Source organism: Paenibacillus sp. ALJ109b (genome assembly GCF_010747435.1).
In the GTDB taxonomy this organism is placed as follows: domain Bacteria; phylum Bacillota; class Bacilli; order Paenibacillales; family Paenibacillaceae; genus Paenibacillus; species Paenibacillus taichungensis.
Map to the genome: position 1 here is coordinate 86,556 of NZ_JAAIFP010000034.1, position 23,793 is coordinate 110,348.

Sequence of the window (23,793 nt, forward strand, 5' to 3'; positions counted from 1 at the left end):
CTCTGCGGTTTGGCTCACCGCTTGTCTCTTCTATTAATACAGACGATTAGCCCTTGATTGCAGAAGAGATAGAAATGCCTTCAATAAAGTATTTTTGTGCAACAAAGAACACAAGGAGTGGCGGAAGCATAATTAGCATCGTTGCAGCCATGAGCATGTTCCATTCCACGTTATACAGCCCTTTGAACATGGACAATCCGAGAGCCAACGTATATTTCTCACTAGAGTTCAGATAAATGAGTGGTCCCTGGAAGTCATTCCATACGCCCATAAAAGTAAAGATGGAAACAGCAATCAGCGGCGGCATGGAAAGTGGCAGCATGATTTTAGTGAAAATCTGCATTTTGTTTGCTCCATCTACAAAAGCGGACTCATCGAGATCACGCGGAATGCCGCGCATGAACTGGCGGATCAGGAAGATGTTAAACGCTCCGCCCCCGAAGAATGCAGGGATAATGAGTGGTAAAAATGTATCAACCCAGCCGATTTCCTTGAACATGATGAACATCGGGATCATCGTTACCTGTGAAGGCAGCATCATCGTCGCCAATAGCACCAGGAACAATGTGCGTTTGCCGCGGAAGTTAAACCGGGCGAAACCATACGCACATAGGGCAGACGAGAATACGGTACCGACTAATACCGGAATCAGAATAATCAGCGTATTTTTCAAAAATGTAAAAAACGGGATGGCCAGAACGGCATTTTTATAGTTAGACCACATCCATACAGCCGGGAAAAAATCATCTTTGAACACCTCGGCAGGTGTTTTAAGAGACGTTGCAAACGTCCATAACAGCGGGATCAGCACGACGGCCGCACCAGCAAGAAGCATGAGCATAGAGAATAGTTTCGAGTAGACCGGTTTCCGTGTCGTTGCTTGATTCATCATTTGTCCTCCTCTCAATCCTTTTCGTTATCGCCCTGGTAATAGACCCACATCGAAGAACTGCGGATGACCAGCAGCGTAAACGCCAGAATGATGATGAACAATACCCAGGACAATGCCGAAGCATAACCCATTTCAAAATCGGTAAAAGCTTTATTGTACAGATACAAGTTATAGAACAAGGTCGAGTTAAGCGGTCCCCCATTGGTCATAACAAATGCTTGTGTGAAATACTGGAATCCGCCGATAATCCCCATAATTACGTTGAAGAATACCGTTGGGGAAATCATAGGCAATGTGATGTTGAAAAACCGTTGAAACGGTCCCGCACCATCCAGATTGGCAGCTTCATACAGTTCTTCGGGAACTCCCTGCAAGCCAGACAAATAAATGATGATCGTGTTGCCGACGCCCCACAAACCCATGACAATCAGTGCGCCCAGCGCATAGCTCGGATCTTGAAGCCAAGCTGGCCCTTGTACGCCGAAAAAGGCAAGCGCCCGGTTCAGAATGCCGTATTCCGGATTGAAAATCATAATCCACATCATTGATGCAGCTACAGCCGGAATGACGGATGGCATGAAATAAATTAATCGGAAAAATTTCATTCCTCTGTTCCGCATATTCAGCAGCAAGGCGATAAGCAGTGATGCCACCTGATACAGCGGTACGGATACCAGAGCGAAAATAAAGGTAACTTTCAACGATTGATAGAACAGCTCGTCATGAAACATCGTTTTGAAGTTATCCAGACCAACCCATTCGATCGATTGTACGCCGGTAATAATATCCCATTTGCTAAAAGCCAGCAGCAGAGAGAATAACATTGGACCAATGGTAAAGAGTAACAAGCCTATAAGCCAGGGCAAAATGAACCAATACCCGGCACGCTCGGATTTAGAATTACGCATAGCAGCCTCCTTGATGAAGAGGGTGAATCAGCATGGCCGCCGACTCACCCGCATGGTTTTTACTTGATTTTGCTGTCAACGTTCTTCGCAGCTTCATCCAGAGCGCCTTTGACATCCTGTTTGCCAAGCAGCACTTTTTCAAGCGCCTTGGTGAATTCTTCAACAAACGCAGGTCCGTTTGTAGAACGCATGGTTACCGGCTTTTTAGCATAATCCATCATTTCGATGACCGGTTTGTCTGCTACTTCTTTGGCTTTGACTTCGTCCAATTCCTTCACAGTCGCTGGCAGTACTTTACCGTTTGCAGAGCGAAGCTTCTGTGCATCTGTACCCGAGAGCCATTTCACCAGTTCGTAAGCCGCTTCTTTATTTTTACCGGCTGCGTTGATCGCCCAACCCGCACTTGCGATGATGCTTGAACGAGTACCATCCGTATTTTGTGGAATAAGTGCAGAACCATATTGAACATCAGATTTGTCGAGATCACCTTTGATCCAACGACCTGTAATCATCATAGCGAGCTTGTCTGTCATGAACATCGATGAATCTCCGCCAAGCGTCTCGGAATCCAGTGGCGTCGGGGATACACGGCTATCTCCTTGAGACCAGGATACATATTGATCCATTGCCGCTATCGTTTTTTCACTGTTCATGTAGCCTTCCGCAGCTGTTCCATCCTCATTCGCGATATCTGTACCGTAATCCCACAGGTACGTATAGATTGGATATTCCCATTTGCCTGCATTGAAACCGAATTGAGTATATTTATTGCCATCTTTTTTAGTCAGTTTTTGTGCAGTTGCAATCATGTCATCCCATGTCCATTCATCTGTTGGATAAGGGATTCCCGCTTCATCAAACATGCGTTTGTTGTACCAAAGTGCAAGTGGGTTGAAATCTTTAGGCAAGTAGTATTGTTTGCCTTCGATTTTCATATTTTCAATGAGATCCTTTTGGAAAATATCTAGATTAAAGGCAGTGTCTTTGCTCAAATACTCATCAAGTGGCTCAATTACACCTTTATCAACGTATTTGTAGTAGTCGCCTTCACCAACCAGGAATACGTCTGGTGCCTGACCTGCTGCCAGAGATGTAGTAAGTTTTGTTCCATAACCTTCACTTGGAATTGGCTCAAACTTCACTTCGATATCCGGATGTGTAGCATTGAACTCTTCCGCAAGCTTCACTTCATCCGCACCGGAGTTGACATCTCCCCATACGGAGAAGGTGAGTTTTACTTTTTCTCCTTTTCCACCTTCTGCACTGTTGCTTCCACCTGAAGAACACGCGGATAACACTAATACCAAAATCAGCATCATGACCAAACTTGCGGACCCTTTTTTCATTTGAATGACCTCCACATGGATTTATATTAAACCAAGGTTTGAAACCGTTTGCTGAAAGTAACTTGCTGACCGGACAGAAGGAGAGAAATTTCTTCCTCTGCATCACTCTCGATTAGAATACCCTCGGACGTGATTGTGATATGCAATAGCTGGTTTTGCCAGTAAAGCGGGAATTTCAGACTGCTCCAGGATTCTGGCAGCTTCGGATCAAGATGAAGCTGGCCATCCAACATGCGAACTCCGGCAAATCCCATCACAACACATTCCCATATTCCGCCCAGAGATGCTGAATGGATGCCTGCATCCGAAGAGTGCATATGCGGTCCCAGATCAATCTCAGACGCCCGGCGGAACAGATCATATGCGAGCGGACGATCACCGAAATCACTGGCAAGGATACTGTGCGTCGATAGGGACAGTGAGGAATCATGCAATGTTTTTTCCTCGTAGTAGTCATAATTCGCACGTTTGATAGCGGGTTCAAATTTATTCTCAAGCAGGAAGAACAGCATCATGATGTCAGCCTGCTTCGAAATTTGCATTTCACCAACCTGATCCAGATTGTAGTCATTGAAGATGCTGGCGACTTTCGTCTGATTTTTATAAGGGGTAAGATCAATAACTTTCTTCTTCAAGTAAGTATCATCTTGTGGAATAAGTCCTTGTTCATTTGGCCCTGGCAGATACATTTGATTCAGCTTGTTCCACGCTTCCCGAGCAGATGTCAGGTCAAGCTTCGCAGACAATGCTTTGAGCAACTCAGGTTTCTCCTGTTGAAGCTGTTCATAATATTGAATGGCCAGTTCCATATTGAAGTGAGCCATATGATTGGTAAAAGCATTGTTGTCCACATGTTCCTTATACTCATCCGGTCCAACAACCTCATTGATATGATAGCGGCCCTTGGCCTCATCCCACTCCAAACGGCTGGCCCAGAACGTTGCTGTATCAAAAATGATTTCGTAGCCATATTGATCCATGAACGCCTCATCACCTGTAGACTGGACGTAATGCCAAACGGCATAAGCGATGTCAGAGGTAATATGCTGTTCAATGAAGCCGGACCAGATCTTCGTCTGTTCTCCGGTTACGATATCTACATCTCCCCATACCGGTGTAACTTCGCCATCTTCGATCCAGGCTGCTTCCCACGGATACATGGCTCCTTCGAATCCGTTCTCCTTGGCCTTGCTTCTAGCTCCATCCAACCCCTGATATCGATATTCCAGCAAGGATCTTGCGATCTTGGGATTGCTGTAGATGAAGAATGGAAGGATGAAGATTTCCGTATCCCAAAAGGAATGTCCCTTATACCCTTCACCACTTAATCCTTTCGCCCCGATGCCCATGCGATTATCATGCGCAGGTGTCATAATGACGAGGTGATAGATGGCAAAACGGATGGCAAGCTGGTCATAACCACTTGTGCTGTCCACTTCAATATTGTACGTGGACCAAGTATCCGCCCAGGAGTTAGCGCTTTCACGAAATAGCTGATCATACCCTTTTTGCGACTCTTGCTTCAGCTCTGTCAGCGCCGATTCACGCATTTGATCCAGTGAATATCCACCGTTGCTGTACACCAGATCGCGGCTGGTATGCACATTCGAGATTTTTTCCAGTGTTACCGATTGTCCGGTTTCCACGGTCACTGTGCCTTCGATGCCAACCTTGCGACGTCCCATCGTTTGACGCAGTTCCGGCTCAACCTTTTCACCATTCAGCTGCCAGTGGTGCACCGTATTGGTTACAAAATCAATAGCAGATTGTGTCGTCGTTGACGTCATTTGAATATATGTCTTTTCAAATATGCGTTTTTCGCCTTCTGTGAAATGCTGCGCACCCGAGTTCGTCCATTGTCCATTAATACCGGATGCAATGTGAACACGCGCCTGACCATCCAGTGGCTTGATGCTTACGGATGAACCAACCAGATGACGGTTACTCAAGGAAACAAAACGACGGAATTGAAGTTCAAAGCTTTCTCCTGTTGGGCTCTGCCATACCACGTTACGAGTCAGCTCACCGTTTTTGAGATTCAGTTGACGACTGTAGCTGATCGTTCTTCCTTTTTCCAAGCTGAAGGTTTCCCCATTCAGGGTGATTGAAAGCTCCGTCACATCTGCTGCATTAGGGAGTTCAGTTACTTCATGTTCGTCAAACTTATTGAAGGTTCCAGCTACGAACCAGTTCCGCACTTGTCCAACATAATTCTCGTCCGTTGCGGAGCGAAGTCCCATGTAGCCGTTTCCAAGTGAGAGCACAGCTTCGCCTTTCCCTTGATGAGCCGGATCAAACCCGGTTTCAGTTACCAGCCAGTTACTCCATTCTCCTTGTCCTGCATCGTATTTCAGCAATGTGTATTCCCCCTATGTCTATCTTATGATGTATCCGAAACGTTTTGGATTTGAGTAAAAATAATACCGAAACGTTTCGGATTTAATAAAACATTTCGGTGCTCTCTTCATCTCGTTCATTTTGCAAGCCCTCGTGAACCGTGTTCTCAACTAAACTCAGCGACCTGGTTTGGCTGTCGAGGATCTCAAAACCAATTCATTTTGCAAAATATTAAATTTGGGGCTGTTTTCCGATCTCAGCATGCCCATCAGCAGGTTTGCAGCTTCATGTCCCAACTGATACATGTTCTGTCCGATGGTGGTGAGTGGTGGTTGAAAATAAGCGGCTGTCGGAATGTCATCAAATCCCACTACAGACAATTCATCCGGTATAGTGATACCTAGTTCATTCGCAGCCTTCATTACACCCAGAGCCATCATGTCGCTTGCACAAAAGATTGCCGTAATTTCCGGATAAGCCTTCAACAACTCTGCTGCTTGCTGCTGTGCTTCCTCTTCCGTGAAATTCCCGTTTACGATCCATTCAGGCTTCAAGCTGAATCCTGCGCTGCTCATTGCATCGGAATATCCTTCATAGCGCTCCTTGGAAACAAAAGCCTCCGGGTAACCATTCACCATGGCAATCTGCCGATGACCCAAACTAATAAGGTGCTCTACAGCAGTCTGTGCACTTTGTTTGTGATTCGTTGATACAAAACCAACATATTCACTGTGAATGGGGATATCAATTAATACACAAGGAATGTCACTATCCAATACTTCCTGCAAATACGGATCATCCGTCTTCACACCCTGAAGAATGACGCCATCCACCTTTCGTTCCCTGCACAGCTGTGTGTACGTTTTCATCTTTTGCTTCGCTGTATTCGTGCTGAACAAAATCAGATCATAATCCGAATTGGCAGCGCTATCATTAATACCGCAAAGCACTTCGAAAACAAAGTTGTTATCGATGTTTTTGTACGTCATGCCTGATACGAGCAACCCCAGCGTTTTGGTTTCCTTCATGACCAGGCCTCTCGCTAGACCATTCGGACTATAGTTCAGGGTTTCGGCGGCTTCTTTAATCAATTTGCGCGTACTATCGCTGACGTCCGAGTACCCATTCAGAGCTCTGGATACGGTCGTAATCGAAAATCCCGTCTTCTGTGATATGTCTTTGATTGTAGCCAATTGCTTTCCTCCAAAACGTTTCGGATTACTTATATTTCTGAGTATACGGATTCGAGAAGAAAAATCAAGAACTTTTTTCGACATTATTTTCGACTTTTTGGAACTCGTCTGTCCCTTACCTTATTCTACCCGCATTCCGTGCAATCAAAAAAGATCTCCCGACTTTTAAATAAAGTCGGGAGATCCCTAAGCTATTGCCTAAAACTTAATGTGCAACTGTATTGTTCAACATGATCCAGACAGAACCAATGACGATGGTCAGCATGATCAATAGACCAAAAATCAGAGCCATTACATTCCAGCGTGGTTTTTCCGTTTCACGGATATGCATGAAGAAGAAGAGTTGAACCACGAACTGAAATGCAGCTGTTACCAAAACAACAGCCAGTGTAGCTGTTCTGCCCATCATATCATTCAGAACCACCACAAGTGGGATGATTGTGAGGACGACGGACAGAATGAAGCCGATGACATAGGACTTGAGTGAACCATGCTGCTCGTGGCCATGGGATTCATGTGAGTTATGTTCTGCCATCTACATCACCCCCATCAGATAGACGACCGACAGGAGGAAAATCCAGACGACGTCCAAGAAGTGCCAGTACAAGCTGATTACGTTGACTTTACCGCGGGTTACATCGGTAATTCCACGTTTTTTCAGTTGCAGCATCAATCCGATCATCCAGATCAGACCGAGCGATACGTGAAGTCCGTGAGTACCCACAAGGGTGAAGAATGCACCAGAAGCTGCACTCGTTGTATAACTGAACCCTTCGTGAATCAACTCAATAAACTCCGTTACTTCCAGGGCGATAAAGCTCGCACCCAGAACAGCTGTAACTGCCAGCCAGCTGATCAATTGCTTCACCTTGCCCTGATTCATGGCAAGAACCGCAAGTCCACTTGTAAATGAACTTGTAAGCAAGATAAATGTTTCGGCAATAACACCAGGCATTTTGATCAATTCAGACAACACAGGTCCGCCCGCCGTATTGTCACGCAACACAATAAAGGTTGCGAACAATACGGAGAACAGGATAACGTCGGAAATCAGGAAGAACCAGAATCCGAGTATTTTCAATTCTTGCGGGTCATGGTGACCATGGTCATGATCATGTGCATGGTCATGACCGTGCTTCGCGGCTACTTGAGCCATTTATACCGACCCCCTTAACGACGCTTCGGTACGCTTAATTTCGTCAACCGGAATATAATAATCCGTATCGTATGAGAATGAACGAGCGATCATGCAAATCCCTACGCCAGCGAGTCCAAGAATCGCCATCCACAGCCATCCGAATACAAAGCCGAAACCGGCAATGAACCAGAATATAGACATGATGAACGGAATCGCGGAATTCTTAGGCATATGAATCGGCTCAAGCGGCTGTTCAGGTGGATAAATTCCTTTGGCACGACGTTCTTTCTCTTCCCACCACTCATCAATATCATCTCCGCGCGGTGTAATGGCGAAGTTATATTCAGGAGCAGGTGAAGGAATCGACCACTCGAGCGTACGACCACCCCAAGGGTCGCCAGAAGCTTTGAGTGTTTTGTATTTCCGAATGCCGTCTGCGATTTGTGCAACCTGGAACAAGAATCCGACACCCATCAGGAATGCCCCGATTGTGGATACAAAGTTCAGTTCCCACCAGCCAGTATCCCAGCCATAGGTGCTCAGACGACGTGTCATACCCATCAAACCGACAGCGTACTGCGGCATGAAGCAGACATAGAAACCGATATTCCAAGTCCAGAAAGCCCATTTACCCAGTTTTTCAGGTAGTTGGAATCCAAACATTTTAGGCCACCAGTAGTACAGACCTGCAAAGTATCCGAATACTACACCACCGATCAATACTTGGTGGAAGTGGGCAATCAGGAAGTAACTGTTGTGGAACTGGAAGTCAGCAGGTGCAACGGACAACATAACCCCCGTCATCCCCCCGACGATAAAGCATGGTATAAATGCTATTGTCCATAGCATCGGAGTATCCATGCGTATCCTTCCTCGGAACATGGTGAACAGCCAGTTAAATATCTTAACCCCTGTTGGTATGGCAATCAACATCGTGGTAACGGCGAAGAATGCATTGACATCTGCTCCCGAACCCATCGTGAAGAAGTGATGCGCCCATGTAAAGAAGGACAGGAAGCTAATGATCAGCATCGCAAATACCATTGATTTGTAACCAAACAATTTTTTCTTCGAGAATGTACTTACAACCTCGGAGAACACGCCGAATGCCGGCAAGACAACGATATATACCTCAGGGTGACCCCACATCCAGATCAAGTTGATATACATCATCGGATTACCGCCCAAATCAAGTGTGAAGAAATGCGCCCCCGCAAACCTGTCGAGGAAGAGCAATGCAAGTGTCACTGTCAAGATTGGGAATGCAAACAGAATGATAATACAAGTGGAGAATACCGACCATGTAAACATCGGCATTTTCATCCATTTCATGCCTGGCGCACGCATTTTAATGATGGTAACCAGGAAGTTGATACCGGTAGCCAGGGAACCGATACCCGAAATCTGAATACCCCATATATAGAAGTTTTGTCCCACCCCCGGGCTATGCGATAGCTCCGATAAAGGTGGATAACTGAGCCAGCCTGCGTCCGGTGAACCACCGATAACGAAGGACAGGTTGAACAGCATTGCTCCCAGGAAGAATAACCAGAAGCTTAGTGCATTCAGGAACGGGAACGCAACGTCCCTTGCCCCTATTTGAAGCGGTACAATAACATTAAATAAACCGAACATAAACGGCATCGCCATGAATAGGATCATGATCGTACCGTGAGTCGTAAAGACCTGATTATAATGCTCGGGATGTAAGAAATCCATGTTAGGCATAGCTAGCTGAAGACGCATCATCAGTGCATCCACACCACCACGGAAAAGCATGATAATGGAAGCAATAATATACATAATACCGATCTTTTTATGATCGACGGTAGTTAACCAGTTACGCCAGAGCCAGCCCCATTTTTTGAAATAAGTCAACACCGCTACGATGGTAATCATCGTAATTCCGATCGCCACGTCCGCACCATAAATCAGCGGATCACCGGTAACGAAAAACTCCGATGCAAACTCCTTAAGTCTCTCTAACATTGGGGGCCTCCTTTCGAATCTTTAGTTAGCACTCTTGTCCACGTCTTGCGTAGTAATCTCTTTGGCACCAGAAGCTTCACCGTGCTTACTATGAGCACTTTGACCATCAACAACATACTTGGTCACGATGTCCTGGAACAATCCTTCTGGGAAGGAAGAATAATAAGCTACATTGCTTGTTCCCGGTTCCGCCAGTGTTTTATACATTTCTTGCGTCAGCGGTTGGGATTGTTGTTTCACTTCATTCACCCATTTGTCGAAATCTTCTTCTGATGTAGCATTGACATCAAAACGCATTTGGGCAAAGTGTTCCCCGGTAAAGTTGGCACCTGAACCCCAATATTGACCTTCATGATCAGCTTGCAAGTACAAGGTCATCGCCATACCCGACATTGTATAAATCTGTCCACCAAGTTGCGGAATCCAGAACGAGTTCATCGGTGAATCCGCGGTGAGCTCAAATTTTACGGGCCGGTCTGCCGGGATATTCAACGTGTTGACCGTTGCAATACCTTGCTCCGGATACATAAACAACCATTTCCAGTCCAGTGAAGATACTTGAATGGTCACCGGTGCTTTCTCGGAAGCCATTGGCTTCGAAGGTTCCAGATCATAGGTGTAGCGAATGGTTACAATCGCCAGCAAACCAATAATGATAATCGGAACGGTCCACCAGATAGCCTCCGCTTTAGTGCTATGAGACCAGTTAGGCTCATAAGCAGCTTTATTGTCCGGTTTGTCGCGGTAACGCCATACAATTACAGCAGACAAAATCAATACAGGCACAATAACGACTGCACACAGAATTGTCGAAATGACAATCAAATCTCTCTGCGAAGCGCCAATAGGCCCTTTCGGATCCAGAACAACGTACTGCCCGCCTGCCAGCATTGGCCAGACAATCAATGCAATTGTAACCAACGTCAGGACAACCGGAATGATTATCCGAATTAGCGACCTAGGTTTCTTGTTCATCTTGATCCCCTCTCCTTAAATTCGCTCATACTGAAAAAACAGTATACTACTCTCTTCCATCTAAAGATATCAGAAATGAGCAACTTTTTTGTTCATGTTAACAAATTTGTCGATTTTGCACCTTAAATGTGTGAATTTTTTCTCACAAATCGCTTGCACACTTGATATTTCCTCATTGTAATCTTTACACTTCAAGTCACAAAATAAAACCCTTTGCAGTCCCGTTGAACAGTATCAACGAATCCGCAAAGGGCTTTATTGACTGGGATTCCGGGTGCTCATCCAGTCTTATTATGAACGAAATAACGCAAGATTATTTAATCGGCGCCTTCGTCTTCCCGGCGTGTATGAACAAGTCCAATCGATTTGGCAATTACGTAAATAAATACACTACCCACCAAGAAACCGATACCCACCATTAATCCGAGGTTACGATCATTAAAATCATTCAGGTTAATCAGGCACATGATTACTCCCGTAATGAGGGCAATCCAAGCCAGAACTGTCATCGTTAACACTGCACGCCGCATATTTTTATCTTTGCGCTCCAATTGGCTTACCATTGCTGTCTTCGATGCCATAGTAAACACTTCCTTTTCCCTTTTTGTAAGTGCTTTCCTTATACCAATATACCACATCAGTATGATTTTTAGTCAACAAATGTTCAAATTTCTTTCGCAATTTGGACACTTTATTTGTATTTTAACTGTTGACAAGGACCAGATTACTTCTTCTTACTTCTTATAACCCAAAAACGCTCTTCTCATAACATGAAACAGTCCAGACCTTATGAAACCTTCATGAACATGTGCACTCTTCGCTGAAATTAAATAACAAAAAAAGACGGTGCATCGGGTTTCCGATGTACCGTCTTTTTTCTGATTAACACGTTTGCCCTGCGCTTAACAATAGAACTAACGTTAAATTACTTATTTAATGATAAGTTCACAACGTTACTTCCTCAACATTGAAGAGCAGCCTAAATTCGTGTTTCCACCCAATTATTTTTGATCACATTCTGATACCAATAGAAGCTTTCTTTAGGTGTTCTGACCAGCGAACGGTAATCCACATGCACCAGACCAAAGCGCATACGGTATCCTTCCGCCCACTCAAAGTTATCCATCAAAGACCAAGCCATATAGCCTTTCAGATTAATGCCGTCATTGATAATCCGATGAATTTGGGCCAAATGCTGCTCATAGTATGCAATCCGGCGGCCATCATTAATTTTGCCGTTTTCCAAATCATCATTGATGCAAGCTCCATTTTCTGTGATGTAGATATCCACATTTCCGTACTTTTGCAAATAGTGCATGAACTCATACAGTCCGCGTGATTCCACAGGCCAGCCAATATCGGTCTTGGTAAGTCCCATATCCACCTCTTCGGATTGCAATGCCCCCGCCTCTGGATTGAAACGATTGATTCCCATGGTGTAATAGTTAATGCCCAACAGATCAATGGGTTGCGAGATGATTTCCATATCGCCTTCCTGAATTGGTACGGTAGCTCCAGCTTCTGCGAACCAGTCCACCATAAATTGTGGATACGATCCTTTGTAGATCGGGTCTAGGAACCAATCGGTATTCAGTGCAATGGAACGGTCGCAGGCTGCCTGATCTTCTGGAGATTTGCTGTAAGGCTCAGCCCAGCATACATTGGGTGCAATACCAATTTGTCCAGTTGTACCCAACCGACGGAACGATTGAACGGCTTTACCGTGAGCAACGAGCAATCCATGAGCAACATTAATGGATGTTTGCAGGTCCTTATTTCCTGGCGCATGAATGCCAAGCAGGTTGGACAGAAACGCAATACACCATGGTTCATTGAAAGTCAGCCAGAAATTAATTTTACCGGAAAACTCCTTGAAGATAACTTCAGCATATTTTACAAATGCATCTACCGTCCTGCGATTGCCCCAACCTCCGATATCCTCAAGTGTCTGAGGCAGGTCCCAATGATACAGTGTACAGAAGGGTTCGATTCCTGCTTCAAGCAGCTTATCCACGAATCGATGATAAAAGTCCAATCCTTCCCGATTGATCTCGCCATCTCCATCAGGAATAATACGCGGCCAGGCGATGGAGAATCGGTAGGTGTTGATCCCAAGCTTTTTCATCAGCTCGATGTCTTCCTCGTAACGGTGGTAACTGTCACAAGCCACATCACCATTGTCTCCATTAAAAACTTTGCCGGGCGTACGGGCAAACGTATCCCAGATGGATACCCCGCGTCCACCTTCCTGCGCTGCCCCTTCTATTTGATAAGAAGCTGTTGCTGTTCCCCAGCGGAAATCTTGTGGAAATTGAAAAATTGTCATCGTTTACTCCTCCGTCTCATATGACACGCGGATCATCTGTCCTGCGGTCATGGTTAAAATAACTACATAATCACCCTGAGGTGTAAGCTGCGACTTGACCTGATCGTTTCCTTCCACACGCAATGGGCATGCACTCCGAATGGTTATTGAACCGACGTGATCAGCCTTAATTTCGGCGCTGGTGATTCTGCCGTCTGTCCAATCGATTGCCACCGTATATGCACCTCGTGCCCGAAGTCCCTTCACACTGCCATTGGCCCAGTGCACAGGCAGCGCTGGCAGCAGATGTAATTCACCCAAATGGCTTTGTAACAGCATCTCGGCAATACCCGCAGTGCCTCCAAAGTTGCCATCGATCTGGAACGGCGGATGATCATCGAACAGATTAGGATGCGTGGAGCGAGCCAACAATGTACGAACAAACTGATGTGCAAGCTTGCTATCCAACAGCCTCGCATACAGATTGATCAACCAGGCACAGCTCCAACCTGTATGCCCGCCACCTTGTGAGATACGACGTTCTAGTGACACTCGCGCTGCTTCCAACAGTTCCGGCGTATCCAGTCGGTTGATCTGCTCCCCCGGATATAGACCATACAGATGGGAGACGTGACGATGCCCCGGTTCGGATTCGGCAAAATCCTTAAACCATTCCTGCAGTTGCCCCTCGCTTCCGATCTGGAATGGATAGAGTTTGCTACGTGCCTCGCTCCACTCGTTCGCCAGTTGCTGATCCACATCCAGTTGTTTGGTTGCCTCAATGCATCGATCGAACAACTCACGAATTAATGTCATGTCCATCGTCGAAGCCATGGAGATGCTTCGAGCCTCTCCTTCCTCAGTAAGGAACTTGTTCTCCGGAGAGGTTGATGGAGCGGTAACCAGATATCCGTCTGGTCCCTCTACCAGCCAGTCCAGACAGAAGAGTGCCGCTTCCTTCATGATTGGATACGCGCGTTCCGCGAGAAATTGCTGATCACGAGTAAACAGATAATGCTCCCATAGATGTGAAGTCAACCACACGCCACCCATTGGCCAGAACGCCCAACTTGCGTCTCCGCCTGTAGGCGTGGATGTTCTCCAAATATCCACATTATGATGGGCTGTCCAGCCGCGCGCTCCGTACAAAATGCGTGCCGTCCTTCTTCCGGTATCGCTTAAATCCTCCAACAAACCAAACAGTGGCTCATGGCATTCACTCAGATTGCATACTTCGGCCGGCCAGTAATTCATCTCCGTATTGATATTAATCGTGTAATCACTATGCCAAGGCGGCTCCACCTGATGGTTCCAGATTCCCTGCAGATTCGCTGGCTGGCTTCCTTCACGTGAACTACCCATTAACAGATATCTACCATACTGAAAATAGAGTGCCTCCAGGCCGGGATCATCGGCTCCAGCCTGGTAAGCTTGCAGTCGCTCATCTGTAGGTAATTCTTCGTTGGCTGATGCGCCAAGATCAATTGATACTCTTGAAAATAAAGTTTCATGATCCATCACATGTCGCTCCCGAAGAGCCTTCATGCCATGAGCCATCGCTTTAGTGATTACCTCACTGCACTCCTGATCCAGAAGCATACTATCCTTAACAGGCGCCACATCATAGCCGTCAAAAGCAGTCGCTGCTGCCAGATAAAAAATAACCTGGTCTGCTCCCTGAATATGAAGTTTCCCATCCATAACCGATATTTCGGCATTCTTGCCCGTCAAAGTCGCGGCCAATCGCACAGCATAAGCCGTTCCCCGATCTTCTTCGTAGATGACAGACTCCGGATGATCCCTGAAGTAATTCGATTCAACATGACTCGGACAGCGACTGAACAAAGTAAGTGCATCGCCCGAAGCCTGAACATGATAAGGATGTGGACTGTCCAACGTAACACTTACGTTTACAGATCCCTCACGATCAGCAGTGATGGTACAGATCATGAGATCATCTGGCGCACTGGCATATACTTCACGTACATAACGAATACCTTTATATGAATACTCCGTCGTTGTAATGCCGGTGTGGAGATTAAGCTCCCGCTCAAACTCATCGTACGAATTCCCATCCAGTTCATCGTGTTGCAACTTAAAGTGGCCCATCGGCTGATAAGCTTCCACATCACGTCCCAGCATTTCGCGGTTCAGCAATTGTTCAGCATCGCTATATTGCCCGGACATAATCAGTTCACGGGTCTGTTTCAGATACCGCTGACTGCTGTACTGAATGGTGTCGCGCGGAAATCCGGACCACAATGTATCTTCATTTAGCTGGATTTGTTCATCCGCTGCTCCGCCGTACACCATACCGCCAAGGCGACCATTCCCGATAGGCAACGCCTCTTCCCAGCGAGTAGCAGGCTGACGGTACCACAGACGATTTTCTTTTGTTCTCTCATTAAATGGGGACATAGATAACTCCTGTTCATGAATCAGCTATTTTTCAATCATTACTAAAACGTTTTCGATATAACTAAAAAATCACTATAAATACTGTTTTACTTGTTCCTAACCCGCTTACCTACAATGCTAAATCGTCGTTTATCTGAAAGTGCTTACAGTAAGGAAATTATATTTGATTTCGAAATTTGCGTCAATGTTAAACATCACATGGCAGCAAAAAAAGGCCCTATCTCAGGGCCTTTTTTTGTATCTCCGCCTATTCAATTAAAACATAAGTTATTTTACGTCTTTACCTGTCCACAGGGAAACACGATCTTTAACCCAAACGGTATACTGTTTCTCCATTTCGACTGCGCCGGCTTTGTCCAACTCAGCGAGGAAATCATCGTACACTTTATCAAAGTTCGCAGTTGTTGTCAGAACAGCTTCAGGAATACGTTTGCGCACGATATCCTGTGTTTTTCGGAAAGTTACCTCATAATCTGTACCTGAAGGTACAGGCATGTTGTATGCTGCGCCCCAGTCTTTCAGTTGCAAATCATCTTCAGAAGGATAAAATTCTTTCCATGTTGTAATACCATATGCTTTCAACGTTTCTTTCTCTGCCGCAGTATAACCAGCTTGGATCTGCTCAGGGAAGTTCGTTGTGTAATAGTTATCCGTGGAATCTTTCACACCATCACCGTATCTCGCACTAAACACGCTGTACATCCCGATTCCTGTTTCTTTGGTAAAGTTGGAGTTGTCATTGGTTTTACGATCCTGAATATCTTGAGGAATCACCCGTTGACCATCTTCTACATTGTAGTGTTGGCCTTCAATACCCCAGTTTCTTAACACTTGACCTTCGTCCGAAGCGAGCCAGTCCATGAATTTGATAATGCGAACCGGATCTTTGGCAGAAGTTGTGATTCCGATACCATATCCGTCAAATCCAGTTGGTTGGAATGTATGGTCCACAATGTCCTTGTTCAAAGATACAGAGAAGTGAGCATATGTGCTGTCATCTTTGCCCGCTGATTTGAGTGCATTTTCAGCTTCTTGGTAGTTCCACTCTTGGTCAATCAGACCGAGTACACGGCCACTTGCAATTTTAGATTTATATTGGTCATCCTTCTGCACAAATGTATCTTTGTCCAGCAGTCCTTCATTGTACATATGATTCAACCAGCGGAAATATTCTTTTTCCTCTGGACGTTTGTAATGGAGCGTAGCTTCATAAGTCTCAGGATCGATGTAATACTCTCCATCATCCGGTGCTCCTGTTGCCTGGAATGCCGGGTTCGTTACCGTAATCATAATCTTCCAATCATCTGCATTCAGCGTCAATGGAATAGTCGGCTGTCCGTCAATGCTTGGGTGTTTTTTCACATATTCTTTCAATACATTCTCGTAATCCTCTAGTGTTTTCACTTCAGGGTATCCGAGCTCTTTAAGTACCTTTTGTTGAATTTCAAATCCGCCTGTTGCGTCAAACGCAACATTATCAACACCCATATTCGTTGGGATTGTATAAATGGCCTGATCCTCCGAACTGTATTTCAGCCGGTTCATCTGGTCCCCATATATTTTTTTCAGGTTTGGAGCATGCTCTTCAATCAGATCGGTCAGGTCTAGCATCGCGCCTGCATCCACAAGTTTAGACAAGTTACCTTTTGGAAAAACAATATCAGGGTACTCACCACTAGCAGCCATAAGCGCAATTTTTTGATCGCCACCATTGTTCACATCATACTCAGCCTCAATTGTAACGCCTGTTTGCTTGGTAATCTCTTTACCGACTGCATCCTGCATTTTGTTCCAGGTTGGACTGGCGTCCGCACCAAAGAATGTAATGGTAACTGGTTCGGTTCCACTGGACTCGGAGGTTTCTTTGCTTCCCGAATTTCCGCAGCCAGCTGTAACCAGCATTGCACTTGCGAGCATCAACATTGCAAACGTCTTGGGTGTATTGCCTTTCATTTTGCCTCTCATTGTCTAGTCCCCCTATTATTTATGAAGGTTTTATCTGTATAACAGGCTTTAAGCCTGAGGATACCGCTCGTAAGACACATTTCTGTATGCGCTTACTAAAAATTTAATTTTGTACTCTTTTTTTCTCAAAACCTAAACTCTTAAAACTCTCTTCAAAATACGTAAAACGTTTTCGTAAAATAATTTAAAACGCTTACTGAAAGTGCTTACATTAACGATTATATGCTATCCTATCCCTTTCGTCAACAACAAAAAAGGCCCCTTTGTAGGGACCTTTTTTGCTATGAAAATGATCATATATTTTGTCTTATTTTCACTATTATTTCACATCTTTACCTGTCCACAGAGCTACGCGTTCTTTGATCCAAACAGTGTATTGTTTCTCCATCTCTACCGCACCTGCTTTATCTAGCTCAGCAAGGAGATCATCATACACTTTATCGAAGTTCTCAGGTTTGGCAAGGATCGCTTCAGGAATACGTTTGCGGACAATATCCTGTGTTTTCTGGAACGCTACGTTATAATCCGTATCCGAAGGTACTGGCATATTATATGCTGCGCCCCAATCTTTCAACTTCAAGTCATCTTCAGAAGGATAGAAATCTTTCCACGTTGTAATACCGTAGGCTTTCAATGTTTCCTTCTCTGCGGCAGTATAACCTGCTTGAATCTGTTCAGGGAAGTTCGTTGTGTAGTAGTTACCTGTGGAATCTTTGACACCATCGCCGTATCTAGCGCTGAAGATATTATACATTCCGATACCTGTTTCTTTGGTGAACGCCGAGTTGTCATTGACTTTGCGGTCCTGCACATCAGCAGGGATGACACGGTTGCCATTTTCAACATTATAGTGTTGGCCTTCAATACCCCAGTTTCTCAGCACCTGACCTTCATCCGAGGCGAGCCAATCCATGAATTTGATAATACGTACAGGGTCTTTCGCAGTTGTGGAAATACCGATGCCGTATCCATCAAATCCGGTTGGTTGGAATGTATGGTCCACAATATCCTTGTTGAGGGATACAGAGAAGTGAGCGTACGTATTCTCGCCATTGTTAACTGATTTCAATGCATTCTCAGCTTCGCCATAGTTCCATTCCTGGTCAATCAGCCCCAGTACCCGACCGCTTGCGATTTTGGATTTATATTGGTCATCCTTCTGCACAAATGTATCTTTGTCCAGGATGCCTTCATTGTACATTTTGTTCAACCAGCGGAAGTATTCTTTTTCCTCTGGGCGTTTATAGTGCAGCACTGCTTCATACGTTTCAGGGTTAATGTAATATTCACCGTCATCCGGTCCACCGGTTGCCTGGAAGGCTGGATTCGTTACAGTGATCATAATTTTCCAGTCATCTGCATTCAGGGTCAGCGGAATGGTCGGCTGTCCGTCAATAGTTGGATGTTTAGCATAGTATTCTTTCAGTACTTTCTCATAATCCTCAAGCGTTTTTACTTCTGGGTAGCCAAGTTCTTTCAACACCTTTTGCTGAATCTCAAATCCGCCTGTAGCGTCAAACGCAACATTATCTACACCCATGTTCGTTGGGATTGTGTAAATGGACTGGTCTTCCAAACTGTATTTCAGACGGTTCATCTGGTCCCCATAGATTTTCTTCAGGTTTGGTGCATATTGATCAATCAGATCGGTCAGGTCAAGCATCGCGCCTGCATCCACAAGCTTAGACAAGTTACCTTTAGGATAGATAATATCAGGGTAATCACCGCTGGCAGCCATCAAAGGTATCTTCTGGTCGCCACCATTATTCACATCATACTCCGCTTCAATTGTAACACCTGTTTGTTTCGTAATTTCTTGGCCGACTGCGTCCTTCATATTGTTCCAGTTTGGACTTGCGTCAGCACCAAAGAACGTAAAGGTGATTGGACTGGTCGTATCCCCAGTGTCCGTTGGTGTCTCTGAAGCCGTAGTTCCTCCTCCGCTACCACTGCATCCTGCTGTAATGGCAAGAGCGCTGGCTAACAGAAGCATTGCGAATGTTTTTGGTGTTTTGCCCTTCATGTGTAATCCCCCTTATGGATAAAATGAAGCTATCTATTGTAGAACAGGCTGACCTGCACATACCGTAATCGGGTGATTCTGATTATAAAACGTTTGATTTTATAACATAAAAAGCGTTTTCTAAATGAAGTGAAAAACACTCACTCTATCCAGTAAATTGAGGAACCAATCCTTACTCCTTTTGACTGAAGAGATTCGTGTACATGCCTTGATAAATCAGTAATGAAAGTGCTTTCATATTTGAATAATAATCCCTCTAAAAGTCCTTGTCAATAGCGAATTCACAAAATTGAAAACGTTTTTTAGAAAACGTTTTAGGTATAAAAAAGAACCCAGTTTCCTGGGCCCTTTTTTTCAAAAAAAACTATTCTGCTAAAACGTATTACTTGCTCTCTTCACCGCTCCACAATTGAACACGGCTTTGCACCAGCTCGGTGTATTGTTTTTCCATGTCCTCTGCTCCTGCTTTGTTAAGTTCAGCAATCATACCGTCATAGATGGCATCAAATTGCTCTGGTGAACTGAGGATTGCTTCTGGGATCCGTTTACGGATAATATCCTGTGTTTTTTGGAAAATAACGTTGTAATTCGAGTCACCTGGAGTCGGCATATTGTACGCTGCTCCCCACGGTTTAACCGGGAACTCATCTTCACTTGGGAACAGATCTTTCCACGTTGTTGCGCCGTATGCTTTGAGTGTCTCTTTCTCTGCATCGGAATAGGCCGCTACAATCTGCTCAGGGAAATTCGTTGTGTAATAGTTATCAGTGGAATCTTTAACGCCATCTCCATAGTGACCAGACATATTGGTATAGAGGCCAATACCTGTTTCTTTCTGGAATACGGCAGCATTATTCGTTTTTTGGTCCTGAATATCCGCCGGAATCACACGTTTACCATCTTTCACTTCGTACTGCTTACCTTCAATACCCCAGTTCATCAGCACTTGGCCTTCCTCAGAAGCTAGGTAATCAAAGAATTTAATTGTACGAACCGGGTCTGGATTCGATGTTGTAATCCCTACACCCCATCCAGATACAAAACCAGGGTCCTGGAATGAATGATCCTTGATATCTTTAGACAGAGTTACCGGGAAGTGTGAATATGTCGCTTCATCTTTACCCGCTGCTTTCAATGCGTTCTCCGCATCGGAATAACCCCAATCCTGGTCAATGACACCCAGTACACGTCCACTTGCAATTTTGGATTTGTATTGATCCGTTTTCTGTACGAAGCTGTCCTGATCGAGCAGTCCTTCTGCATACATATGGTTCAACCAACGGAAATACTCTTTCTCTTCCGGACGTTTGTAATGCAGACTTGCCTCATATGTCTCAGGATCAATATAGTATTCGCCGTCATCTGGAGCCCCTGTTGCCTGGAAGCCCGGATTCGTTACAGTAATCATGATTCTCCAGTCATCTGCGTCAAGGGATAACGGAATCGTTGGTTGACCGTCAATTGTTGGATGTTTCTCTTTGTATGCTTTCAGTACATTCTCATAATCCTGGAGTGTACGAACTTCAGGGTATCCCAGCTCTTTCAACACACGCTGCTGAATCCCAAATCCGCCACCTGCATCAAAATACTTTTGGTCTACCGCATAATACGTAGGCAGCACATAAATCCCTTGATCTTCGTTGCTATATTTCAGCCGGTCCATGTAATTACCATACAGCTTCTTCAAATTGGGAGCATATTGCTCGATCAGATCAGTCAGATCGACCATTGCCCCAGCATCCACAAGCTTGCTTAGCTCTCCTTTGGGTGACACGATATCCGGATAGTCTCCGCTTGCTGCCATTAAGGATACTTTATCCTGACCACCACTGACGGCAAACTCACCGTTAAGGGTTACTCCTGTTTTTTCTGTAAGGACCTTCCCCACTTCATCCTTCATACCGTTCCAATTCGGACTAGGATCGACGCTAAAGAAGTCAAAAGTAATCGGAGACGTATCACCGCTAGTGTCCTTAAACGACGTTTCGCCGCTGTTTCCTCCACCGCAACCTGCGAGCAAAGACATCGCAAGCACTGGAGCCAGTGCAATCTTCATTTTGTTTCTTGCCATGATGGTAATCCTCCCGTTTCATATGTCTGTCTATCCGGGACTTTTTTGTCCCTGTCTATAGCTTCATGAATGCCACTCCGCAGCCCTATACGGTGAAGCGCAGGCCAAATGGCTGCGCTTCGGGCATTCTGATGCTTTTTTATTATACGGCCGCTCTATCTATGTGGCGGCCTGTATAAACTTGTTTAAGATTTTACTGCACCCAGTGTCATACCACCTACAAAATACTTTTGAAGGAATGGATACACAACCAGGATTGGAACCGTAACAACGATCGTGATCGCCATCTTGATGGATTCTGGTGAAATCTGTGTCATCTGCTGTGCCATGTCATTGGCGTTACGTCCAGCTCCCGAGCCTTGCTGTGTACTTTGCAGCACTTTCATCAGCTCGTATTGGAGCGTGGTCAGATGCGCTTTTGAGCCGTTGTACAGGTACGTATCGAGCCATGCATTCCACTGGCCTACAGCCAAGAACAACGCGATGGTTGCAAGTACCGGTTTACAGAGAGGCAAAATGATTTTGTAATAGATCGTAAAGTCATTCGCACCATCCAGCTTCGCAGACTCCTGCAAGGCATACGGCAAGCCGTCAATGAAGGAACGAATGATGAACACGTTAAACGCACTGATCATACCTGGCAATACATATACCCAGAACGTTCCAATTAGGTGCAGGTCACGCATCAGGAGGTACACCGGAATCAGACCACCGGAGAAGTACATCGTGAGTGCTAGCGTTGTGGATACAAACTTTCTTAAACCGAAGTCAGGTCTGCTCAGTGTAAAGGCGATCATGGAAGAACTGATCAAACCAAGCACCGTACCTACAATCGTACGCAGAATGGAAATTTGCAAACCTTGTAGCAACCCTTCGTATTGGAAAATCGTTTTGTAGTTCTGCAATGTGAATTCACGAGGCCACAAGTATATTCCTCCGCGTACCGTATCCGTCGAGTTATTGAGCGAGATAGCCAGTACGTTCAGGAATGGATACAGTGTTACAATCAGCACCAGGGTCATCGCGAGGATGTTGAATATATCGAACACTTTATCGCCCCGAGTAGCATTGAATGCTTTGTTCGCCATAATGTCGTCCCCTCCCTACATGATGCTTTCTTTGGTGATTTTTTTGAACAAGCCGTTCGCAGTAAACAGAAGGATGATACTGACAACGGAGTTGAATATGCCTATGGCTGTACCATACGAGAATCGTCCCATATTCAAACCATAATTGAGCGCGTATAGATCGAGAACTTCCGCGTAGTCGGTGACCAAACTGTTACCCAGCAACAACTGTTTCTCCATTCCGATACTGACCAAATGCCCAATGGACATGATTAACAGTACGGAGATGGTAGTCCGAATGCCTGGCAACGTGATATGCCACATCTGTCTCCAACGGTTCGCTCCGTCTACACGAGAAGCTTCGTAAAGTTCTTGGTCTATACCGGTAATGGCCGCCAGATAGATAATCGCATTCCAACCGGTTTCCTTCCACACATCTGAAGCGGTTACAATGTACCAGAACAGGTTCCCCTTCGCCATGAACTGGATCGGCTGATCGATAATGTTTAGGTTTACCAAAAGGTCATTGATAATCCCGCCATCGGTGGAGAGCATCTTGGTAATAATCCCTGCCACTACGACCCAGGATACAAAGTGAGGCAGATATGATACCGTTTGCACGGCACGCTTGAAGAACATGCCTCTCATCTCATTCAAGAGAATCGCAAAGAAAATCGGCACGACAAAACCGACAACCAGTCCCATCAAGCTCATTGCAAGCGTATTTCGAAGTACCAGATAGAAGCGATCATCACTGAACAGCTCTACAAAGTGTTTAAAACCAACCCACTCTTGATCACCGAACGATCTAGCTGGTTTATAGTTTTGGAAAGCCATCGTCCATCCCCATAGTGGCAGATAGTTAAATACAAAAACCCAAACTACGAATGGCAATGACATAAGATAAAGATACTTTTGCTGTTTCATGCTGTCCCAAATTCTATTCCGCCGTTTTTGTGTTGACGGATTGGGGTCACTGCTTTTTTTCGCGGAAGCGGATTTTTCTGTTAGCGTTTCCATCTCCGTTCCCCCTCCTCTGATTTATAAAATAATCATACCTGATAGAGCGTTTTCAAAATACCAGAAGGATTTTAGAGAAAAACATATAAAAATAAGATATCCACCTATAAAAAACGATATTATAGCGATAAAAGTAGTGATAATGA

At 45.1% G+C, this 23,793-nt stretch carries 18 protein-coding genes; 1 reads left to right on the forward strand and 17 read right to left on the reverse strand.

Translation table 11 applies throughout. The annotated features are described in order from the left end of the window. Window positions 1-46 precede the first annotated feature (46 nt). The 17 genes from G3352_RS27900 to G3352_RS27980 form a co-directional block, all read right to left on the reverse strand. On the reverse strand, window positions 47-889 hold the full coding sequence (locus G3352_RS27900) for a carbohydrate ABC transporter permease (RefSeq protein ID WP_076291229.1): 843 nt from the start codon (window positions 887-889) through the stop codon (window positions 47-49). A gap of 14 nt (window positions 890-903) precedes the next feature. After that, window positions 904-1,800: a carbohydrate ABC transporter permease gene (locus G3352_RS27905; protein ID WP_053780124.1), complete on the reverse strand. Its 897-nt coding sequence runs from the start codon at window positions 1,798-1,800 to the stop codon at window positions 904-906. A gap of 59 nt (window positions 1,801-1,859) precedes the next feature. Continuing rightward, the gene (locus tag G3352_RS27910; RefSeq protein ID WP_163761337.1) at window positions 1,860-3,146 is read right to left on the reverse strand and encodes an ABC transporter substrate-binding protein; all 1,287 of its coding nucleotides are present in this window, start codon (window positions 3,144-3,146) and stop codon (window positions 1,860-1,862) included. 26 nt (window positions 3,147-3,172) lie between these two features. After that, entirely contained in the window at window positions 3,173-5,503 is a 2,331-nt protein-coding gene (locus G3352_RS27915; protein WP_163761338.1) for a glycoside hydrolase family 65 protein, read from the reverse strand. A gap of 156 nt (window positions 5,504-5,659) precedes the next feature. Beyond that, window positions 5,660-6,676 (reverse strand): LacI family DNA-binding transcriptional regulator, encoded by a 1,017-nt coding sequence (locus tag G3352_RS27920; protein WP_205525097.1) that lies wholly within the window; start codon window positions 6,674-6,676, stop codon window positions 5,660-5,662. A gap of 205 nt (window positions 6,677-6,881) precedes the next feature. Next, window positions 6,882-7,211 (reverse strand): cytochrome o ubiquinol oxidase subunit IV, encoded by a 330-nt coding sequence (cyoD, locus tag G3352_RS27925; protein WP_163761340.1) that lies wholly within the window; start codon window positions 7,209-7,211, stop codon window positions 6,882-6,884. Continuing rightward, on the reverse strand, window positions 7,212-7,832 hold the full coding sequence (gene cyoC / locus G3352_RS27930; RefSeq protein WP_163761341.1) for a cytochrome o ubiquinol oxidase subunit III: 621 nt from the start codon (window positions 7,830-7,832) through the stop codon (window positions 7,212-7,214). Continuing rightward, the gene (locus G3352_RS27935) at window positions 7,833-9,803 is read right to left on the reverse strand and encodes a cbb3-type cytochrome c oxidase subunit I (protein WP_076291224.1); all 1,971 of its coding nucleotides are present in this window, start codon (window positions 9,801-9,803) and stop codon (window positions 7,833-7,835) included. Window positions 9,804-9,824: 21 nt separating this feature from the next. Beyond that, window positions 9,825-10,778, reverse strand: coding sequence for a ubiquinol oxidase subunit II (cyoA, locus tag G3352_RS27940; RefSeq protein ID WP_163761342.1), 954 nt, complete (start codon window positions 10,776-10,778; stop codon window positions 9,825-9,827). 317 nt (window positions 10,779-11,095) lie between these two features. Further along, window positions 11,096-11,359 carry a hypothetical protein gene (locus tag G3352_RS27945; RefSeq protein WP_091000449.1) on the reverse strand — a complete coding sequence of 88 codons (264 nt, stop codon included), beginning with the start codon at window positions 11,357-11,359 and terminating at the stop codon, window positions 11,096-11,098. A 398-nt stretch (window positions 11,360-11,757) separates the two neighbouring features. Then, window positions 11,758-13,104, reverse strand: a complete 1,347-nt coding sequence (locus tag G3352_RS27950; protein WP_163761343.1) for a GH1 family beta-glucosidase — start codon at window positions 13,102-13,104, stop codon at window positions 11,758-11,760. A 3-nt stretch (window positions 13,105-13,107) separates the two neighbouring features. Continuing rightward, complete coding sequence (locus G3352_RS27955; RefSeq protein ID WP_163761344.1) at window positions 13,108-15,501, reverse strand: glycoside hydrolase family 95 protein; 2,394 nt, start codon at window positions 15,499-15,501, stop codon at window positions 13,108-13,110. 267 nt (window positions 15,502-15,768) lie between these two features. Further along, the gene (locus tag G3352_RS27960) at window positions 15,769-17,466 is read right to left on the reverse strand and encodes an ABC transporter substrate-binding protein (RefSeq protein WP_481856341.1); all 1,698 of its coding nucleotides are present in this window, start codon (window positions 17,464-17,466) and stop codon (window positions 15,769-15,771) included. Window positions 17,467-17,785: 319 nt separating this feature from the next. Next, on the reverse strand, window positions 17,786-19,489 hold the full coding sequence (locus G3352_RS27965; protein WP_076291219.1) for an ABC transporter substrate-binding protein: 1,704 nt from the start codon (window positions 19,487-19,489) through the stop codon (window positions 17,786-17,788). A 382-nt stretch (window positions 19,490-19,871) separates the two neighbouring features. Beyond that, window positions 19,872-21,560 carry an ABC transporter substrate-binding protein gene (locus G3352_RS27970; RefSeq protein WP_099858550.1) on the reverse strand — a complete coding sequence of 563 codons (1,689 nt, stop codon included), beginning with the start codon at window positions 21,558-21,560 and terminating at the stop codon, window positions 19,872-19,874. 185 nt (window positions 21,561-21,745) lie between these two features. Then, a complete protein-coding gene (locus G3352_RS27975) occupies window positions 21,746-22,648 on the reverse strand; it encodes a carbohydrate ABC transporter permease (RefSeq protein WP_163761345.1) in 903 nt (300 codons plus the stop codon). 15 nt (window positions 22,649-22,663) lie between these two features. Further along, the gene (locus G3352_RS27980) at window positions 22,664-23,647 is read right to left on the reverse strand and encodes an ABC transporter permease (protein WP_163761346.1); all 984 of its coding nucleotides are present in this window, start codon (window positions 23,645-23,647) and stop codon (window positions 22,664-22,666) included. On the opposite strand from G3352_RS27980, the gene G3352_RS30980 reads away from it, so the two are divergent. Beyond that, a partial coding sequence (locus tag G3352_RS30980; RefSeq protein ID WP_205525101.1) for a hypothetical protein occupies window positions 23,553-23,793 on the forward strand: 241 nt, incomplete at its 3' end. The genes G3352_RS27980 and G3352_RS30980 overlap by 95 nt on opposite strands.